Origin of the sequence: Falsihalocynthiibacter sp. S25ZX9 (genome assembly GCF_041205405.1) — a bacterium.
In the GTDB taxonomy this organism is placed as follows: Bacteria; Pseudomonadota; Alphaproteobacteria; order Rhodobacterales; family Rhodobacteraceae; genus Falsihalocynthiibacter; species Falsihalocynthiibacter arcticus.
Window position 1 is genome coordinate 62,409 of record NZ_JBGFCD010000018.1, and the last position, 15,611, is coordinate 78,019.

The following is a 15,611-nucleotide window of genomic DNA, read 5'->3' on the forward strand; positions in this document are numbered from 1 at the left end:
CTATTTCTCCTCACCAATACGTAAATAGACAATACAAAGCGTCAGAATGATTGCTGAAAAAACAAGCATTATGGCGGCCGATTCCCCAAATTTGAGGAATTTGAAGGCGGTTCGATACCCAAGCGTTTGAGCGACTTCGGTTGCTTGAAGTGGACCGCCGCCGGTCGTCCCAAAGACGATATCGAATACTTTCAATGTATCAATCGTGCGAAAAATGATCACTGTAATCAACACCGGCTTGAGCAAAGGTAACGTGATGTGCCGGAAAGTCTGCCAGCCAGATGCACCTTCTAACTCGGCAGCTTCATAAGGTTCCTGCGGGAGACTCTTGAGGCCCGCAGATAGTATGATGAACACGAAAGCTGTTTGCCACCATGTATCGACCAAGATGACGGCGGGCATTGCAGAACTGGGAGCTCCGAACCAAACAGATCCCGGCAAACCTATGCTTTCCAATAAATAGTTTACAATACCAAGCGTTGGATCAAGCAAAATTTTCCATACCAAAGCGACGGCAATTCCAGAGACCATCAACGGCAACAGTAACATCGTACGGATTACACCCGCTCCAAAACCAAGTCGATTTATGGCGACCGCAAGACCAAGGCCTAAGAGTAATTCCGCTGTAACTGCACCAGCTGAGAAATAGAAAGTGTTGAACAATGCAGTCCAGAAAGTATTCTTGCCCAGAATTTCGACGAAATTGGCCAGCCCAATGAATTCGCTTGTAGCGCCCCAGTTCCATTCCTGAAACGATAGAAAAACTGCGAAACCTATCGGATAAAGCGTTGTCGCACCTAACATCAACAATGCCGGCCCAATCAACATGAGCCAGTTGTTCCGCATTGACCAGTTTCGCTTTATTGTGACGTTGTTATTCATATCTGCCCTCATTCGTAAACTGCGCGTCACCTAAATGACGCGCAGTTTAGCTGTCATAGATTTCTACTGTAGGACTTCCACAGCGCGAACTTGGAGACTTTCAACTGCCTCTTGCGGGTCTTTTCCGGCGTAAATTTCGTGAATTGTGTCCACGATCTGAATGACCACTTCGCCCCAGCCTTCTGTAAACACCACGGTTGGGTTCGTGTTTAACATCGCGGTTTGAAGCGCTGTCACGTAACCGGCATCAAGTGAAGACGTGTAGTCGGCATTGTCCCAAGTCGAAAGACGCGGCGCTCCACCGGTTGATTTACCGATTGCGACATCCATTTCTTTTGATGTCGCCCACTGGATGAACAACCAAGCTGCATCTGCATTCTCAGAGTTTGCAGGTACGGACAAACCCCAAAGCCAATGACCATGATGACCTACGTTGCCATTCGCCGCAGGAAGAGGTGCGTAGCCAACATTACCGGCAATTTTTGAGCTTGCTGGATCTTCGAAACCTGGTCCAAACAGACTTGCGTCGATGAAGAATGCAGCACGGCCTTGCGAGAAGAAACGGCTCGCATCAGACCAGTTGAATGATAGAATATTCGGCGGTCCTGCTTTTAACAAACCTGCGTAATGCGCTAGTCCAGATGCAATCTTTGGGTCGTTGAAGCGTGGTTTGTCCCAGTCGCCATCGAACCAGATGTTCTGAGGCAAGGTTGCTTCTGCTCCACCCCAATCGTTGAGAACGACGCCCGTCAGAGTATCAACAAGGCTTGCTGAACGCTGGCCACGCATTGTTGCACCAAAGATTTTGCCGCCGGATTCTTCAGTGATCATCTGAGCCGCTGCGACCAAATCGTCCATTGTCGTCGGTACAACGCCGTCCAGATACTCGTCCACAATCTCCTTGTTGTAGAAAAGCGTATAAGCTTCAAAAGCGATTGGCATTGAGTAAAGCTCAGCAGACGGATCGCCTGGCGGGAAGGTTGCACCCAAACGGAATGACGCCGGAATATCAGCCAAATCATAGTCAGCAGCAGTCTTTGATACGTCATCAATATATGGCGTTAGCGAAGTCATCGCACCTGCTTGATACTGCTCGTACGCAGCACCATCCATTGGAACAAAATAGACATCTGCTACGGATTTCTTGGAACGCACTGCAAGGTTCATACGGTCAGAATACAGATCCTCTGCGAGCGCTGTGAGCTCAACATCAATGCCTGTCAGCGCTTCAAACTCTTCGATGTGGGGGCGCAAGCCTTCCGTCCAAGGATGTTCGTTAAAAAGTAGTTTCAGAGTTGTGCCCGACTGTTGTTGCCAGTCGATGTCTTGTGCTTGTGACAGCTCTGGAGCCGTAAAAGCGGCAGCCAATGCAATCGCACCTATGGTAAGTTTCATGTTTATCCTCCTATGGTATTAATAACTTAACCGTAGCTTGACTACTTGTTAAGACAAGCATACAAATAGTTAGCACCACAAATTAAATGAGTCTAGAGGTTTCTTATGGACAGCAATACAGATGGAAAAACGCGGCGCGTCATTCTTAAATCCAGTGCTACCCCTGTTTATCGGCAGGTAGCTGATCATCTTGAGAGAGATGTGCTCTCACAGCGAAAGTTGGGTGGGAAAATCCCGTTGCCGTCTGAGAATGCGTTGGCAACTGAATTTGACGTCTCTCGCGTGACAATTCGTCAAGCCTTGGATCGGTTGCACTTTAAAGGTCTAATTTATCGTGAAAAAGGCAAGGGCTCCTATATCCGCTCCCTTCATTTGGGTGGCGTGACGGGCCTAGGCAGCTTTACAACGGAAGTAGAATTGAGTGGCGGCGAGCCGGATTCGAAGCTCGTATCATTTGAAGAAACTACCTCCCTGCCGGATGGGATGCTACAGCATGTCGTCCGGCCTCTTTTACCGACTGATGCTTTTCTTCTGCTTTCTCGTGTTCGCCTCGTTGGAGGAGTTCCTGTCGCTAAAGAAGACGCTTACCTTCCCAAAGACTTGTATCCTGGCTTTTCCGCTGAGAATCTCGGGTCTGGCTCCCTTTATCAAATGATGCGCGATACTTGGGGTTATGAGCCAGCGTGGGCGGACGTAGCAATAGAGCCATCAACCGCCGATGCAGATCTCGCCGCCCAACTTGAGATTGAAGTAGGTGCGCCCGTCGTTGTCGCGTGGCGTGTAACATCGTCAGAACAGGACCAAGTGCTTGAATTTGTGCGGTCCGTCTATCGCGGTGATGGATTTGCCCTGACCATTAATCGACATAAGTTGGGCTAAGCATGGGCCCCAAAAGTTCTCTGTTGGCAGCCGGAATCGACATCGGTGGTGGTAGCGCCAAGATCGGCCTTGTCTCGCCAGACGGGAAAATTCTTGATTTCTCTGCGGTTCCGACTCCAATGTCCAACAACCCTGCTGACGTTCTGGATGCATACTTGGATCACCTTATCGAGCGGATTAGCAAGATTGGAATAAAGCAACTCGACGGAATCGGTGTTGGCGTACCGGGTCATGTCGACTCAGCAAAATCGACCACGCATTTATCCAACGTTCCCGCATTGAACGGGTACCCAATCAAGGACCACGTTCAGGAAAAATTCAGAACAACCGTCCTCATAGAAAACGATGCTACATTTGCGGCTTTGGGTGAACACCACTTCGGATCAGGTAGGAGTTCAAGGCGGTTTTTGATGGTTACGTTGGGAACGGGTATCGGGGCCGCGTTTATCGAAAACGGGCTGCCTTTCCTTACAGGGAATGGTGCGTTGGGGGATGCGAGCCATCTCATTGTTGACCCAAGTTTGAAACACGGATGTCGGCAGGGATGTAGGGGATGTATTGAATCCGTTGCTTCTGGTGAAGCATTGGGGCGTGAAATCAATAAAATTGCTGCGCGTGATCCGGCTTCATTTCTTGGCAAGATCACTCAAGAAGGCTTTCGACGACCCAATATTGAAGATTTGATTGACGGGGCGAAACTGGAAGATTCCGACTGTAAGGAACTTCTTGATAAAACAGCCCATTGGTTGAGCCTGTGGCTCACAGGGTTGATCCACATATTTGCGCCGGATCGCATTGCCTTTGGCGGAGGATGGAGTGCTGCTGGGCAGGGCTTTATCGACAAGATCGCCAACCATTCCGCCAAAGTTGGTATGTCAGAATATTTTACCGATCTAGAGTTCATTCAAACCTCTCTAGGAAACCGAGCTGGTGTCGTGGGTGCCGCGACCAGTGTATTGCAGAAAAAATTAGAGGGATAATGCCGATGGGAAAATCATATTTGGACGAGATACTTGAACAACCAAAAATATTGGAAACCCTCAGCGGTGGATTGCCGGAAACCCAGATCAGCCAATTGACCACAGTTCGTGAGATGTTCTCACGTGGTGAACTTGACCGCGTTGTAATCACCGCAATGGGCGGATCCCTTCACGGGGCCTACCCTGCGTATTTGCGATTGGTGAATGGCCTCTCAAGTCCGGTAACAATAGTGGATTCATCTGAATTAAGCCAACAATTCGCAGCGACAATCACCAACACAACACTTCTGATCGTCGTATCCCAATCAGGTAAAAGTGGCGAAATTGTTGACCTCACAATAGCCTTGGGAAGCACACCAGGCAAAGTTATCTCTGTCACCAATATGGCCGACAACCCTTTGGCAAACTGGGCCGAAATTTCACTTTGTTCCCAAGCTGGGGACGAGGCCACAGTGTCTACCAAGTCCTATACTGGTGGCTTGGCATCCCTGCATTTACTTGCCGAATACCTCTGTGATGGAAGTACTGCCACGGCGACCCAAAACTTGCACAAAGCCGCTGTAGCTTGCCAGTTGTTTTTGGATAGTTGGACGCCCAAAATTGAAAGCGCAGCCAAGTTCCTTGGTGCGGATAAGCCATTGGTTTTTGTCGGACGGGGCAACAGCTTTGCGTCAGCAAATATTGCTGCACTACTTACTCAGGAGGCGGCAAAAATGCATTGCACCGCTCTTTCAGGTGGGCAATTCCGCCATGGCCCTATTGAACTGGTGCGCGAAGGTTTTGCGATGATTATCTTTTTGGGGGACGCCTCAACCCGCGACATAGATGAAGCTCTTATCGAGAAAGTAACGTCTCATGGCGGGAGGGTTCTGGCGATCTGCCCAGAAAGTAATCCCGTACAAGAGGGTCACGATCGCCTGCTTCTAACCTACCCCGATGTCCCAGCCTCGCTCAATCCAATCATGGAGGCATTGCCGATCCAGTTACTACAAATTCCACTGTCAATTGCACGCGGGTTTGCCCCTGGTGCATTCTTAAATGCCACCAAAATCACCGCTGTTGTTTAAAGGATCAAAAATGTCTCTCGAATTCGATTACGTCATTGTTGGTGCTGGTTCTGCAGGTTGTGTTCTAGCCAACCGATTGTCTTCTGATCCGGCCACTACCGTTTGCTTGATCGAAGCAGGTGGTAAAACCAATTCAATTTTCATTCGAATGCCCGCAGCACTTACGTTTCCCATTGAGAGCAAGACTTATAATTGGATGTATTCAAGTGGTCCAGAACCACATCTCAACGGTCGCAGAGTCGGGCAAGCGCGCGGGAAAGGTCTGGGTGGGAGCTCGGCGATCAACGGGATGGTTTTCGTACGAGGACATGCGAAAGATTATGATAACTGGTCACAATTTGGACTGACCGATTGGTCATTTGAAAACTGCCTGCCATAATTCAAAAAGCTCGAGAATTTCCCAGGCGCGGCCAATACAATGCGCGGAACCTCAGGGCCAGTGACGGTGACACAGGGCCTCGCAAACCACATATTTTACGACAAGTATCTGGAAGCCGGTGCTGCATGGGGCTTGCCTCATACGCCGGACTATAATGCAGAAGATCAAAATGGCACGCACGTCACACAGGCGACCATTAAGGATGGGGTGCGGTGTAGTGCTTATGACGCATATATTGCTCCGATATTAAAACGGCAAAACCTCACGATCCTCACCGGTCACTTTGTTGAAAAAATTCTCATCGAAGGGTCGCGTGCTGTCGGCCTGCGCTGTGATACTCCGCTGGGGAAACAAGACATCCGAGCGTCACGCGATGTGATTTTGTCCGCTGGTACAATTGCCTCCCCACAGTTGTTGATGGTGTCGGGTATCGGACCCTCGGATCACCTGCAAAGCCATGGAATTGAAACCATTGTAAACCTCCCCGGCGTCGGTGAAAATCTGCAAGATCATGTGGTCGCCCCACTCCGGTACCGATGCGATAAACCAGTTTCAGCTAAGTCGCAGCTTGGGCTGATCGGGCGGGCCAAGCTGGGTATGGAATGGGTGTTGCTCAAGAAAGGGTTAGGGACATCTAACTTTTTTGAGGTGGGCGCGTTTTTCGACAGTGGCACCGGGGCCGATTACATCAATATGCAGCACGAATTCCTACCTTTTTTAGCCGATTTTCAGGATGGGAAAGTTGTACTCGGGGATGGCTTTCAATACTTTGTAAGCCAGATGCGGCCTTACAGTCGCGGTTCTGTCCGGTTGAAATCCGCCGATCCCCGGACGCATCCGCATATCGAGTTCAACTACCTTGATGATGCAAGAGACATTGATGAAATGGTTGCGGGCATCAAGATGACGCGTGAGATGGCGCAACAGGGTCCGTGGGATGAGTTTCGGGATGGTTCGCTGGATGAAGATCTCGAGGGGGCAACCGATGCAGATATCGCAAAATGGCTACGCGCAAATGCCAATACTGAACACCACCCTGTGGGCACCTGCCGCATGGGAAATGACGAAATGGCCGTCACGGATAGCGAGGGGCGCGTAAACGGCATTGACGGCTTGCGCGTGATTGATGGTTCAATTCTTCCAGCGGTTCCCTCGGCAAACATTCAGGCACCAATCATGATGATTGCTGAGCGCATCGCGGACAAAATGGTCTTTTCATCGCAAGACAGGCAAAGAACAGGTTAACCGCGGAATCGCGAAGTATTTCCGAACACTGGGTTTTCGTCGCAAGTAGCGGTGCCATCGCTACTGGCGATTAAGCCATTCTAATACAACTGGAAAAGACGAAACGAAAAGTTATCGAATCGCGACGCTTGCCTATCTAAATAGGCCTAGCTGGCGGCGTTGTTACATGAACCACCGGTGTCCACTGATACTGAGGCGGTCGTTTCCCTTGGGGATGCTGTAAATGCCGGACAAGTTCAATGCCGGTCGCCGCGACAAGACCCTGAAGCAAGAGCATCGCGTGACGAACTGGGCTGAGGACAATGAGAGTTTACGGCGTGGTGGTCTGACGGTCTAATTCCGTGAGGAGCCGCTTGGTCGGTGGTCGGCACCACGCCGAGCGACGCGAGGTGGTCAGCCACGCTACTCCGATCTGGCAGTCGAGTGGATCTATCCATGGCGCCGATATTACACGGATTTGGAAAGAATTTGGCTCGCTATTACGCTTCATCCCGCGGCCTGCTCCCTACCAAAGCTTGTGGCGAATCGTAGTTAAGATATAAACTTAGATACCGCAAAATGCACGAACCTGCGCCAAACGGTACTATATCTACTATAAATGATCAAAAATGTATCACTTGGGTGCTTGAACCGTAGTAGTCTGTTACCAATGCTTGGCCTAACCTGATGAAACGACGTTGGAGGAAAAGGCGTCGTGGAGGAGGGCGAAGGTATCAGAATCTGATTCTGACCTGCGCAGGGAGGACATCGAATGAAACCAGATCTGGAAGTCGTTCAGATAGGAAAAAGCGAGTCGTTTACCGCATGGGAACACGGCTATCCTTTCCGTACTGTACGGTGGCATTTTCATCCCGAGTACGAAATCCATCACGTTGTTGCGACCTCGGGCCGTTATTTCGTTGGCGACTTCATCGGGAAGTTTGAGCCGGGAAACCTTGTGTTGACGGGTCCAAACCTCCCGCATAATTGGGTTAGCGACGTTTCTGGCGATGCGCCTATTCCGTTGCGCAGTCGTGTCGTACAATTTACCGAGGCCTTTATTTCGGACGCGCTGGAGATTTTTCCCGAACTGTCCGCCTGTGCGGGTCTGCTGGAGAAAAGCCGCCATGGCGCGCTGTTTTCAAGTGCCACATCAATGGCCGTTGAGCCAATGCTCGAAGAACTCGTTAGCGCGAAAGGTGTGCGTCGGATCGAGATATTCATGAACATCTTCGGCACGCTCACCCGCGCCGCTGACACACAGACATTGACCAGTTCAAACTACATCCCCGACCCGTCGGGCTTTATGTCGACAGGCATCAATGAGGCGCTGGTCTATATCAACGCCAACCTGACCGAGCCGTTCAGCGAGCATAACCTCGCCGAAATTGCGGGCCTCAGTGCAGGGGCGTTTTCGCGCAGCTTTCGGCGGCATACGGGGATGGGCCTCGTTAAATACGTCAACCGGTTGCGGATCAATCTGGCTTGCCAGATGTTGATGCGGCCCGATGAGATGAAAATCACCGACGTTTGTTTTTCGTCGGGCTTTAACAACCTTTCGAACTTCAATCGCCAGTTTCAGGCCCAAAAGGGCATGTCGCCCACGCGGTTCCGAGAATTGCTGGCAAAGAACATCGGCGCGGTGGAGGCCGCCTGAGAAAAGCTAAAGAAAACGCATACCGGAAGCCCCGCAGCATGATCCCCGTAGGCAGACTTGGTCTGGCAACGAACGAGGAAGGCGTGCTGCAAGCCAACCGGAAAATCCGGACTGCCTATGACCCAAGCACACCGGAACACACGATCAGTGGTCAACATGGAGGAAGACAAATGACACATTTCACAACCCGACTGACAGGCGCGGTCGCGCTTGCGGTTGCCCTAATGGGCGGCACGGCGGCAATGGCCCAACAATCCGGCACGGTCGCATTTCTGATGCCCGACCAGGCGTCAACGCGCTATGAAGAGCATGATTTTCCTGGCTTTAAGGCCGAGATGGACAAGCTTTGTGCGGATTGCACCGTCATCTATCAAAACGCCAATGCCGATGTCGCACTGCAACAACAGCAGTTTAATTCGGTCATCACTCAGGGGGCACAAGTTATCGTGCTTGACCCTGTTGATTCCGCCGCTGCCGCGTCTTTGGTTGCACTGGCCCAAAGCCAAGGCATCAAGGTCATCGCTTATGACCGCCCGATCCCTGACCAGACTGCCGACTATTATGTATCCTTTGACAATGAGGGAATCGGCTATGCGATCGCACAATCGCTTGTTGACCATCTCAAAGCGCTCGGCGTTCCAACCGATACGGGCGGCGTTCTTCAGATCAATGGCTCGCCGACCGATGCGGCCGCTGGCTTGATCCGCGATGGGATCGACCGCGCGTTGGATGCAAGCGGTTACACCACGTTGTCCGAATTCGACACGCCGGATTGGGCGCCACCAAAGGCACAGGAATGGGCCAGCGGTCAGGTGACGCGCTTTGGATCTGATATTGTCGGTGTGGTCGCGGCCAATGACGGCACGGGCGGCGGCGCAATTGCAGCCTTTAAGGCGGCAGGCATTGACCCAGTTCCACCTGTAACAGGCAACGACGCGACGATCGCGGCCTTGCAGCTGATCATCGCGGGCGACCAGTATAACACTATCTCCAAACCATCCGAGATCGTGGCAGCGGCGGCGGCGAATGTGGCTTACAAGATGTTGCAGGGCGAAACCGTCGCGGCGGAAACCAGCCTCTATGACACGCCGTCACAGTTGTTTGTTCCTGCGGTTGTGACACGGGAAAACATCAAAGAAATCGTGTTTGACTCAGGGGTCACTTCTGCTGCTGACGTTTGCACGGGGCGTTACGCCGACGGTTGCGCCGAACTCGGTATCGAATAAGCGCCACCGATAAAGTTGGCTGGCCGCAACTCCCTCGGCCAGCCAATCACGCCATGGGGCATCGCAAAAGGACCATTGGACATGATAAAAACATCACAAGAATTGATCCCAAAAGGGGAACGCATCCTAAGTTTGCGAGGTGTCTCAAAGAATTTCGGCGCTGTTTCGGCTTTGACGGATATTGATCTCGATGTGCACGCGGGCGAAGTTGTCGCGCTTGTCGGCGACAATGGTGCGGGGAAATCGACGCTAGTCAAAGTGCTCGCAGGGGTTCATGCGCCGACATCCGGCGATATCTCGTTTCACGGTCGCCCCGTGACAATGGCGAGTCCAAGCGATGCGCTAGAGCTTGGGATTGCCACCGTCTTTCAGGATCTCGCTCTATGCGAAAACCTCGATGTGGTCGCCAATATTTTTCTGGGGCAGGAGCTCAACCCGCGCCGCCTTGACGAAGTGGCGATGGAGGTACGAGCTTGGACCTTGCTCAACGAATTGGCCGCGCGTATCCCCTCGGTGCGTGACGTCGTGGCGTCGCTCTCAGGTGGGCAACGCCAGACCGTCGCCATCGCGCGTTCACTGCTGCTCAATCCCAATATTATTTTGCTCGACGAGCCAACAGCCGCCCTTGGGGTTGCGCAAACCGCCGAGGTTTTGAACCTCGTGGAACGTGTGCGCGACAAGGGACTGGGCGTGATTATGATTAGCCACAATATGGAAGATGTCCGCGCTGTGGCCGACAGGATCGTTGTGCTGCGTCTGGGCCGCAACAACGGGGTTTTCACCCCGGATGCCACCAACCAAGAATTGATCGGCGCCATTACTGGCGCCACGGATAACGCCGTTTCGCGTCGCGCCGAACGCGTCGCAGATCGCGAATTTACGCCGGAGGGGCAATTATGAGCACCGAAAACAAAACAGTACCCATGCTTGATCGCAGCGATGTGCGCGTTACCCATGCGGAAGGTATTAGCGGCACGATCCGCGCCTTTATTGATCGCGTTAAATCGGGGGATTTAGGCTCGTTGCCCGTCATTGTTGGACTGGTCTTGATCTGGAGCGTTTTTACCGCGCTCAACCCGATTTTCCTGTCCTCAAACAACCTTGTGAACCTGCTGTTTGATTGCTCAACTGTCGGCGTTATTGCGCTTGGTATTGTGTGTGTTCTGATGCTGGGTGAGATTGATCTTTCCGTCGGCTCGATGAGCGGCGTTGGGTCGGCAGTTGTCGGCGTTTTATGGGTTAAACAAGGCTTGCCTCTTGTAGTGGGTATCGCGGCGGCCCTCGCCATTGGCGCCATTATGGGGCTGCTCTATGCCTCTCTGCGCACCCGTTTGGGGATGCCAAGTTTTGTATCAACACTCGCGGGCCTTTTGGCGCTTCTGGGTTTGCAGCTTTTCATGCTTGGGTCCACAGGCTCGATCAACCTGCCATACGGCTCAGGTTTTGTGAGCTTTGGCCAGTTGCTGATTATGCCAGATTGGCTGTCCTTTGGCCTCGCGGCAATTCCGGGCATCGTTGTTCTGGTGTCAGGATTGCGGACCAATACACAGCGTCGTGCGGCCAACCTGTCGTCGGGCAGCACGGGAGGCTTGGTGTTTAAATCTGCGGTGATCAGCACGGGCCTGATTGCCGTCGTGTTCTATCTGAATATGGGGCGCGGGGTGCCGTGGATGTTTGGCCTGTTTGTCTCGCTTGTGGTGATTATGGACTATATGTTCACTCGCACCCAATGGGGTCGCTCGATGACCGCAGTCGGCGGTAATGCTGAAGCCGCGCGCCGTGCAGGGATAAACGTCAAACGCATCTACGCCAGCGCCTTTATCACCTGCGCGATGTTTGCGGCCCTTGGCGGTGTTCTGTCCTCTGCGCGGCTTGCCTCGGCCAGCCAGCAAGCGGGCACTGGAGACGTGAACTTAAACGCCATCGCGGCGGCGGTTATTGGCGGCACCAGCCTGTTTGGCGGACGCGGTTCGGCCTATTCCGCGCTGCTCGGGATCATCGTGATCCAGTCCATCGCCAACGGTTTGACGCTGCTCAATTTGTCGTCCTCGCTGCGCTATATGATTACCGGCGGCGTTCTGGCCATCGCAGTCATCGTTGACAGTCTTGCACGCCAATCCCGCCAATCCCACGGCCGTGCTTAACCTCTTGCCGACTAAAGGAAACGACATGACCAAATCATTAAATGGCAAGATTGCCGCAGTTACGGGCGCGGCGTCCGGCATCGGGCTGGCCTGTGCCCGTGCGATGTTGGAAGCGGGCGCAAAGGTTGTTCTGATCGACTATGATCGCGCCGGGCTTGCCAAGTGTTGCGAGAGCCTTGGCCCAGAGGCCATTCCCCTGGTGATCGATCTTCTGGATTCCGAAAGCGTTGCTGGAATGATGCCCGCAATTCTGGAGCGGGCTGGCGGCCTCGATATTTTCCACGCCAATGCGGGGGCCTATGTTGGCGGCGATGTCGTCGAGGGTGATCCCGATGCTTGGGACCGCGTGTTAAACCTGAACGTCAACGCGACTTTCCGCACTATTCAAGCTGTTCTGCCCCATATGAAGGCACAGAAAAGCGGCGATATTATAGTCACCAGTTCCATTGCGGGTGTCGTTCCCGTGGTGTGGGAGCCAATCTATACCGCGTCAAAATTCGCGGTTCAGGCCTTTGTTCACACTGTGCGCCGTCAAGTTGCGCCGCATGGAATTCGTGTGGGCGCGGTTTTGCCCGGTCCGGTTGTCACTGCCTTGCTGGATGATTGGCCCAAGGAAAAGATGGACGAAGCGTTAGCCAATGGCAGTTTGATGGAACCACGCGAAGTGGCGGAATCGGTCATATTCATGCTGACGCGTCGCAAGGGCGTGGTAGTGCGGGATATTGTGATCCTGCCCAACAGCGTGGATTTATAGGAGAGGGCCGTCACTATGGGCAGCTATTATATTGGCATTGATGTCGGCACAGGCAGCGCGCGCGCGGGTGTTTTTGACGGCGACGGCGCGCTTCTGGGAGCGGGCAAAACGGATATCACGTTGTATCGTGACAAGGGCGATATCGTCGAACAATCCAGCGCCGAGATTTGGGCGGCGGTCTGTGCCGCAACCCGCGCCGCGATGGCCCAATCGGGTGTCGCGGCAAGCAATATTGCGGGGATCGGGTTTGACGCCACCTGTTCGCTCGTCGTTCTAGGGGCCGATGGTGCCCCGCTGCCTGTTGGCCCGTCTGAGGATGCAAACCGCAACATTATCGTCTGGATGGACCACCGCGCCCTCGATCAAGCCGAACGCATCAATGCCACGGGTCACAGCGTGTTAAAATATGTCGGCGGCGTGATTTCACCCGAAATGGAAACGCCCAAACTGCTTTGGCTTGCCGAGAACCGCCCACAGGTCTTCGAGGCCGCGTGGCAATTCTTTGATCTCACCGACTTCTTAACTTGGAAAGCAACCGATAGCCTCGCGCGTTCAACCTGTACAGTCACCTGTAAATGGACCTATCTGGCGCATGAAAACCGCTGGGACGAGACGTATTTTCGCGAGGTTGGTTTGGGTATTTTGGCCGAAGAAGGCTTTAAGCGGATCGGGCAAGATGTAGTCGCCCCCGGGGTGGCCCTTGGACGCGGACTAACCGAGAAAGCCGCCGCAGAACTGGGGCTGGCAGCAGGCACCCCCGTTGGCGCGGGCCTGATCGACGCACACGCGGGTGGCATCGGAACTGTGGGCGCCGCGGGCGATCCGACCGAATGCATGGGTTATGTCTTTGGCACCTCGTCGTGCACGATGACCACAACGCAGGAGCCGGCCTTCGTGCCCGGCGTTTGGGGCCCGTATTACTCCGCGATGATGCCCGACGCTTGGCTAAACGAAGGCGGTCAATCGGCGACGGGCGCCGCAATCGCCCAACTCCTTTCGATGCATCCCGCAGCCCTTGAGGCGAACGAAATAGCGAAGGCCGAAAACAAGTCGCTGCCAGTTTGGCTTGCCGATATTGCGGCCACAAAAGCAACACACCTCTCAGAAGTGGTACGCCTCGCGGAAGGGCTGCACGTCGTGCCTGAATTCCTCGGCAACCGCGCGCCCTTTGCAGATCCGCACGCGCGCGCCGTGATTGCAGGGCTTGGAATGGACCGCGATATCGACAGTCTGATCGCGCTGTATATCGCGGGGCTGTGTGGCATTGGCTATGGTCTGCGCCAGATCATTGAAACCCAAGCCGTGAATGGCGCGCCGATCAAACGGATCATGATCAGCGGGGGCGCGGGGCAACAAGACCTCGTGCGACAACTGCTGGCCGACGCCACAGGCGTGCCGGTCATTGCAACCTGCGCGGAGGAACCGGTTCTTCTGGGTTCGGCAATTTTGGGGGCTGTCGCCGCCGGAAAATTCGCTGATATGCCATCAGCAATGGCAAAAATGTCAGCCCTTAAGGACCGCTACATTCCGGTGATCGGGGACATTCAAAATGCACATAACGCGCGCTTTGCCGCCTTCCAGCGCCTTCAAGATGTCGCACGGGCTCTCTAACGCTGGTTACGTCGTCAATTTCCGCAGTCGCAGGATTCCGCTTTGACTTATGATCCAGCCCAGTTTTCTTTCGCCTTTAGATCGTCGCGATTACTTTCTTGCGTGAAGCGTCAGCGCGCGGATCATGGGGTTGCGCGGTGGGTGAATGCGCAGTTTCTTTTGGATGACGACACGATCCGCAGTTGGTTCAAGCAATATCAGAATGAGGGTGGGGAGGGGGCCGCTTATGATGGTTGGGAAGGCGGTCAGTCACGGATGGCGGCGGCTCAGGAAATAGTTTTACGGGATTGACTTGAAGCTCGGTTTTGCCGTTCAACCATCGAAATTTGGGCCTATATCGCCGCCAAATTTGGCATCCTTTATGCGCATTCGGGCTGTATAAGGCTGTTGGCGCGTCTCGGGTTTGAGTATCGCAAGCCAAAAGCGCTGCCAAAAGTGGCAGATCCGATCAAACAGGCCGACTTCATCGCATTTTACGGAAATATGCTCAATACACTTGCCGCTGACGAGGGCGTATACTTCGCGGACGCGGACCACCCAGAATATCAAAGCAAACCTGCCTTTGGCTGGGTGCGCAAAGGTACAAACCCAGCACTTCTGACAGCATCTGGACGCGGGCGCGTCAACATCCACGACGCGTTATGCCTTGAGACATTCGATGCGCCGTTTGTCGAACCAATCACCGTCGATGGCACAAGTGCGGTGCAACTATTGGCCAAAATCGAAGCCCGCAACCTCGATAAACCCATCATACATGTCATTTGGGATAACGCACCCTACCACAAAGGGCCTCATGTTAGGGCTTTCCTGTCGCGCAAAAAATGTCGTATTCACTTGATACCGTTGCCGCCATATTGTCCACATCTCAACCCGATTGAGGACCTCTGGGCAGTCCTGCACAGGCATGTCACCCATAATCGACATTATAAAACCTAAAAACAATTCGCCGAGGCAATCCTCAAATCAAAGCTTTCTGGTTTTGTAGTGCGTCGGATATAACAATTAAAAATGCTGCTATTTGTTGGTATGTCGTTTGTGGAAGGCTCCTGCATAGCGAGATATATTTGATGTAATCTGCGCATTTGCCAGAGGCAGTCTTACGTCCCGTTGCTGGCAATGCATGCCCGAGGGGCGCCTGTTTGCGCAGTTTTAACCGCTGGCCCCTCCTTCTCGGTGATGCGAGCATTGTCTGCCGGGGCAGTAGATGGCTTCCGCGAACCAAGTCCTTTTCTGCTTTGCGGGCTGTGATGCCTGAAACCCTCGGCGGGGTGCCTTGGTTGTTGCAGCTGACTTTTGTACTATCTCTTCGCGGGTCCTGTTAACGCGTGCAGTTTGGGCCCTTTTGGGTTGTTTTTGGTGTGTATGGGGTTTTGTCGCTAAGTTTCGCGCTGTTTCAGTATTGCTTTAAAGCTG

At 53.3% G+C, this 15,611-nt stretch carries 14 protein-coding genes and 2 pseudogenes; 14 read left to right on the plus strand and 2 right to left on the minus strand.

Annotated elements, in window-relative coordinates; translation table 11 throughout:
- Together AB9F29_RS18060 and AB9F29_RS18065 are read right to left on the minus strand one after the other, a co-directional pair.
- Positions 1 to 882: a carbohydrate ABC transporter permease gene (locus AB9F29_RS18060; protein WP_369756674.1), complete on the minus strand. Its 882-nt coding sequence runs from the start codon at positions 880 to 882 to the stop codon at positions 1 to 3.
- A gap of 63 nt (positions 883 to 945) precedes the next feature.
- Positions 946 to 2,277: a sugar ABC transporter substrate-binding protein gene (locus tag AB9F29_RS18065; protein ID WP_369756676.1), complete on the minus strand. Its 1,332-nt coding sequence runs from the start codon at positions 2,275 to 2,277 to the stop codon at positions 946 to 948.
- A gap of 105 nt (positions 2,278 to 2,382) precedes the next feature.
- Between AB9F29_RS18065 and AB9F29_RS18070 the strand changes: the two genes are divergently transcribed.
- The 14 genes and pseudogenes from AB9F29_RS18070 to AB9F29_RS18135 all read left to right on the plus strand — a co-directional run bounded on the left by AB9F29_RS18070 (position 2,383) and on the right by AB9F29_RS18135 (position 15,134).
- The gene (locus AB9F29_RS18070) at positions 2,383 to 3,156 is read left to right on the plus strand and encodes a GntR family transcriptional regulator (protein WP_369756677.1); all 774 of its coding nucleotides are present in this window, start codon (positions 2,383 to 2,385) and stop codon (positions 3,154 to 3,156) included.
- Between the two features lie 2 nt (positions 3,157 to 3,158).
- Entirely contained in the window at positions 3,159 to 4,136 is a 978-nt protein-coding gene (locus tag AB9F29_RS18075) for an ROK family protein (protein ID WP_369756678.1), read from the plus strand.
- 5 nt (positions 4,137 to 4,141) lie between these two features.
- Positions 4,142 to 5,203 (plus strand): SIS domain-containing protein, encoded by a 1,062-nt coding sequence (locus tag AB9F29_RS18080; RefSeq protein WP_369756679.1) that lies wholly within the window; start codon positions 4,142 to 4,144, stop codon positions 5,201 to 5,203.
- 10 nt (positions 5,204 to 5,213) lie between these two features.
- Positions 5,214 to 6,089, plus strand: a pseudogene (locus tag AB9F29_RS18085) (GMC family oxidoreductase N-terminal domain-containing protein); the annotation flags it as partial.
- 273 nt (positions 6,090 to 6,362) lie between these two features.
- Complete coding sequence (locus AB9F29_RS18090) at positions 6,363 to 6,827, plus strand: GMC oxidoreductase (RefSeq protein WP_369756699.1); 465 nt, start codon at positions 6,363 to 6,365, stop codon at positions 6,825 to 6,827.
- A 223-nt stretch (positions 6,828 to 7,050) separates the two neighbouring features.
- A pseudogene (locus AB9F29_RS18095) lies at positions 7,051 to 7,251 on the plus strand (IS5/IS1182 family transposase); the annotation flags it as partial.
- A gap of 327 nt (positions 7,252 to 7,578) precedes the next feature.
- Positions 7,579 to 8,463 (plus strand): helix-turn-helix domain-containing protein, encoded by an 885-nt coding sequence (locus AB9F29_RS18100; protein WP_369756680.1) that lies wholly within the window; start codon positions 7,579 to 7,581, stop codon positions 8,461 to 8,463.
- 170 nt (positions 8,464 to 8,633) lie between these two features.
- Entirely contained in the window at positions 8,634 to 9,689 is a 1,056-nt protein-coding gene (locus AB9F29_RS18105; RefSeq protein ID WP_369756681.1) for a sugar ABC transporter substrate-binding protein, read from the plus strand.
- 81 nt (positions 9,690 to 9,770) lie between these two features.
- The gene (locus AB9F29_RS18110; protein WP_369756682.1) at positions 9,771 to 10,589 is read left to right on the plus strand and encodes an ATP-binding cassette domain-containing protein; all 819 of its coding nucleotides are present in this window, start codon (positions 9,771 to 9,773) and stop codon (positions 10,587 to 10,589) included.
- Complete coding sequence (locus tag AB9F29_RS18115) at positions 10,586 to 11,833, plus strand: sugar ABC transporter permease (RefSeq protein ID WP_369756683.1); 1,248 nt, start codon at positions 10,586 to 10,588, stop codon at positions 11,831 to 11,833. The genes AB9F29_RS18110 and AB9F29_RS18115 overlap by 4 nt, the downstream gene beginning before the upstream one ends.
- 25 nt (positions 11,834 to 11,858) lie before the next feature.
- Positions 11,859 to 12,587, plus strand: coding sequence for an SDR family oxidoreductase (locus tag AB9F29_RS18120; protein WP_369756684.1), 729 nt, complete (start codon positions 11,859 to 11,861; stop codon positions 12,585 to 12,587).
- Between the two features lie 15 nt (positions 12,588 to 12,602).
- Complete coding sequence (locus AB9F29_RS18125) at positions 12,603 to 14,198, plus strand: FGGY-family carbohydrate kinase (protein ID WP_369756685.1); 1,596 nt, start codon at positions 12,603 to 12,605, stop codon at positions 14,196 to 14,198.
- Positions 14,199 to 14,240: 42 nt separating this feature from the next.
- Positions 14,241 to 14,489, plus strand: a complete 249-nt coding sequence (locus tag AB9F29_RS18130; protein ID WP_369756686.1) for a hypothetical protein — start codon at positions 14,241 to 14,243, stop codon at positions 14,487 to 14,489.
- Positions 14,490 to 14,576: 87 nt separating this feature from the next.
- Positions 14,577 to 15,134: an IS630 family transposase gene (locus tag AB9F29_RS18135; RefSeq protein WP_369756700.1), complete on the plus strand. Its 558-nt coding sequence runs from the start codon at positions 14,577 to 14,579 to the stop codon at positions 15,132 to 15,134.
- Positions 15,135 to 15,611 lie beyond the last annotated feature (477 nt).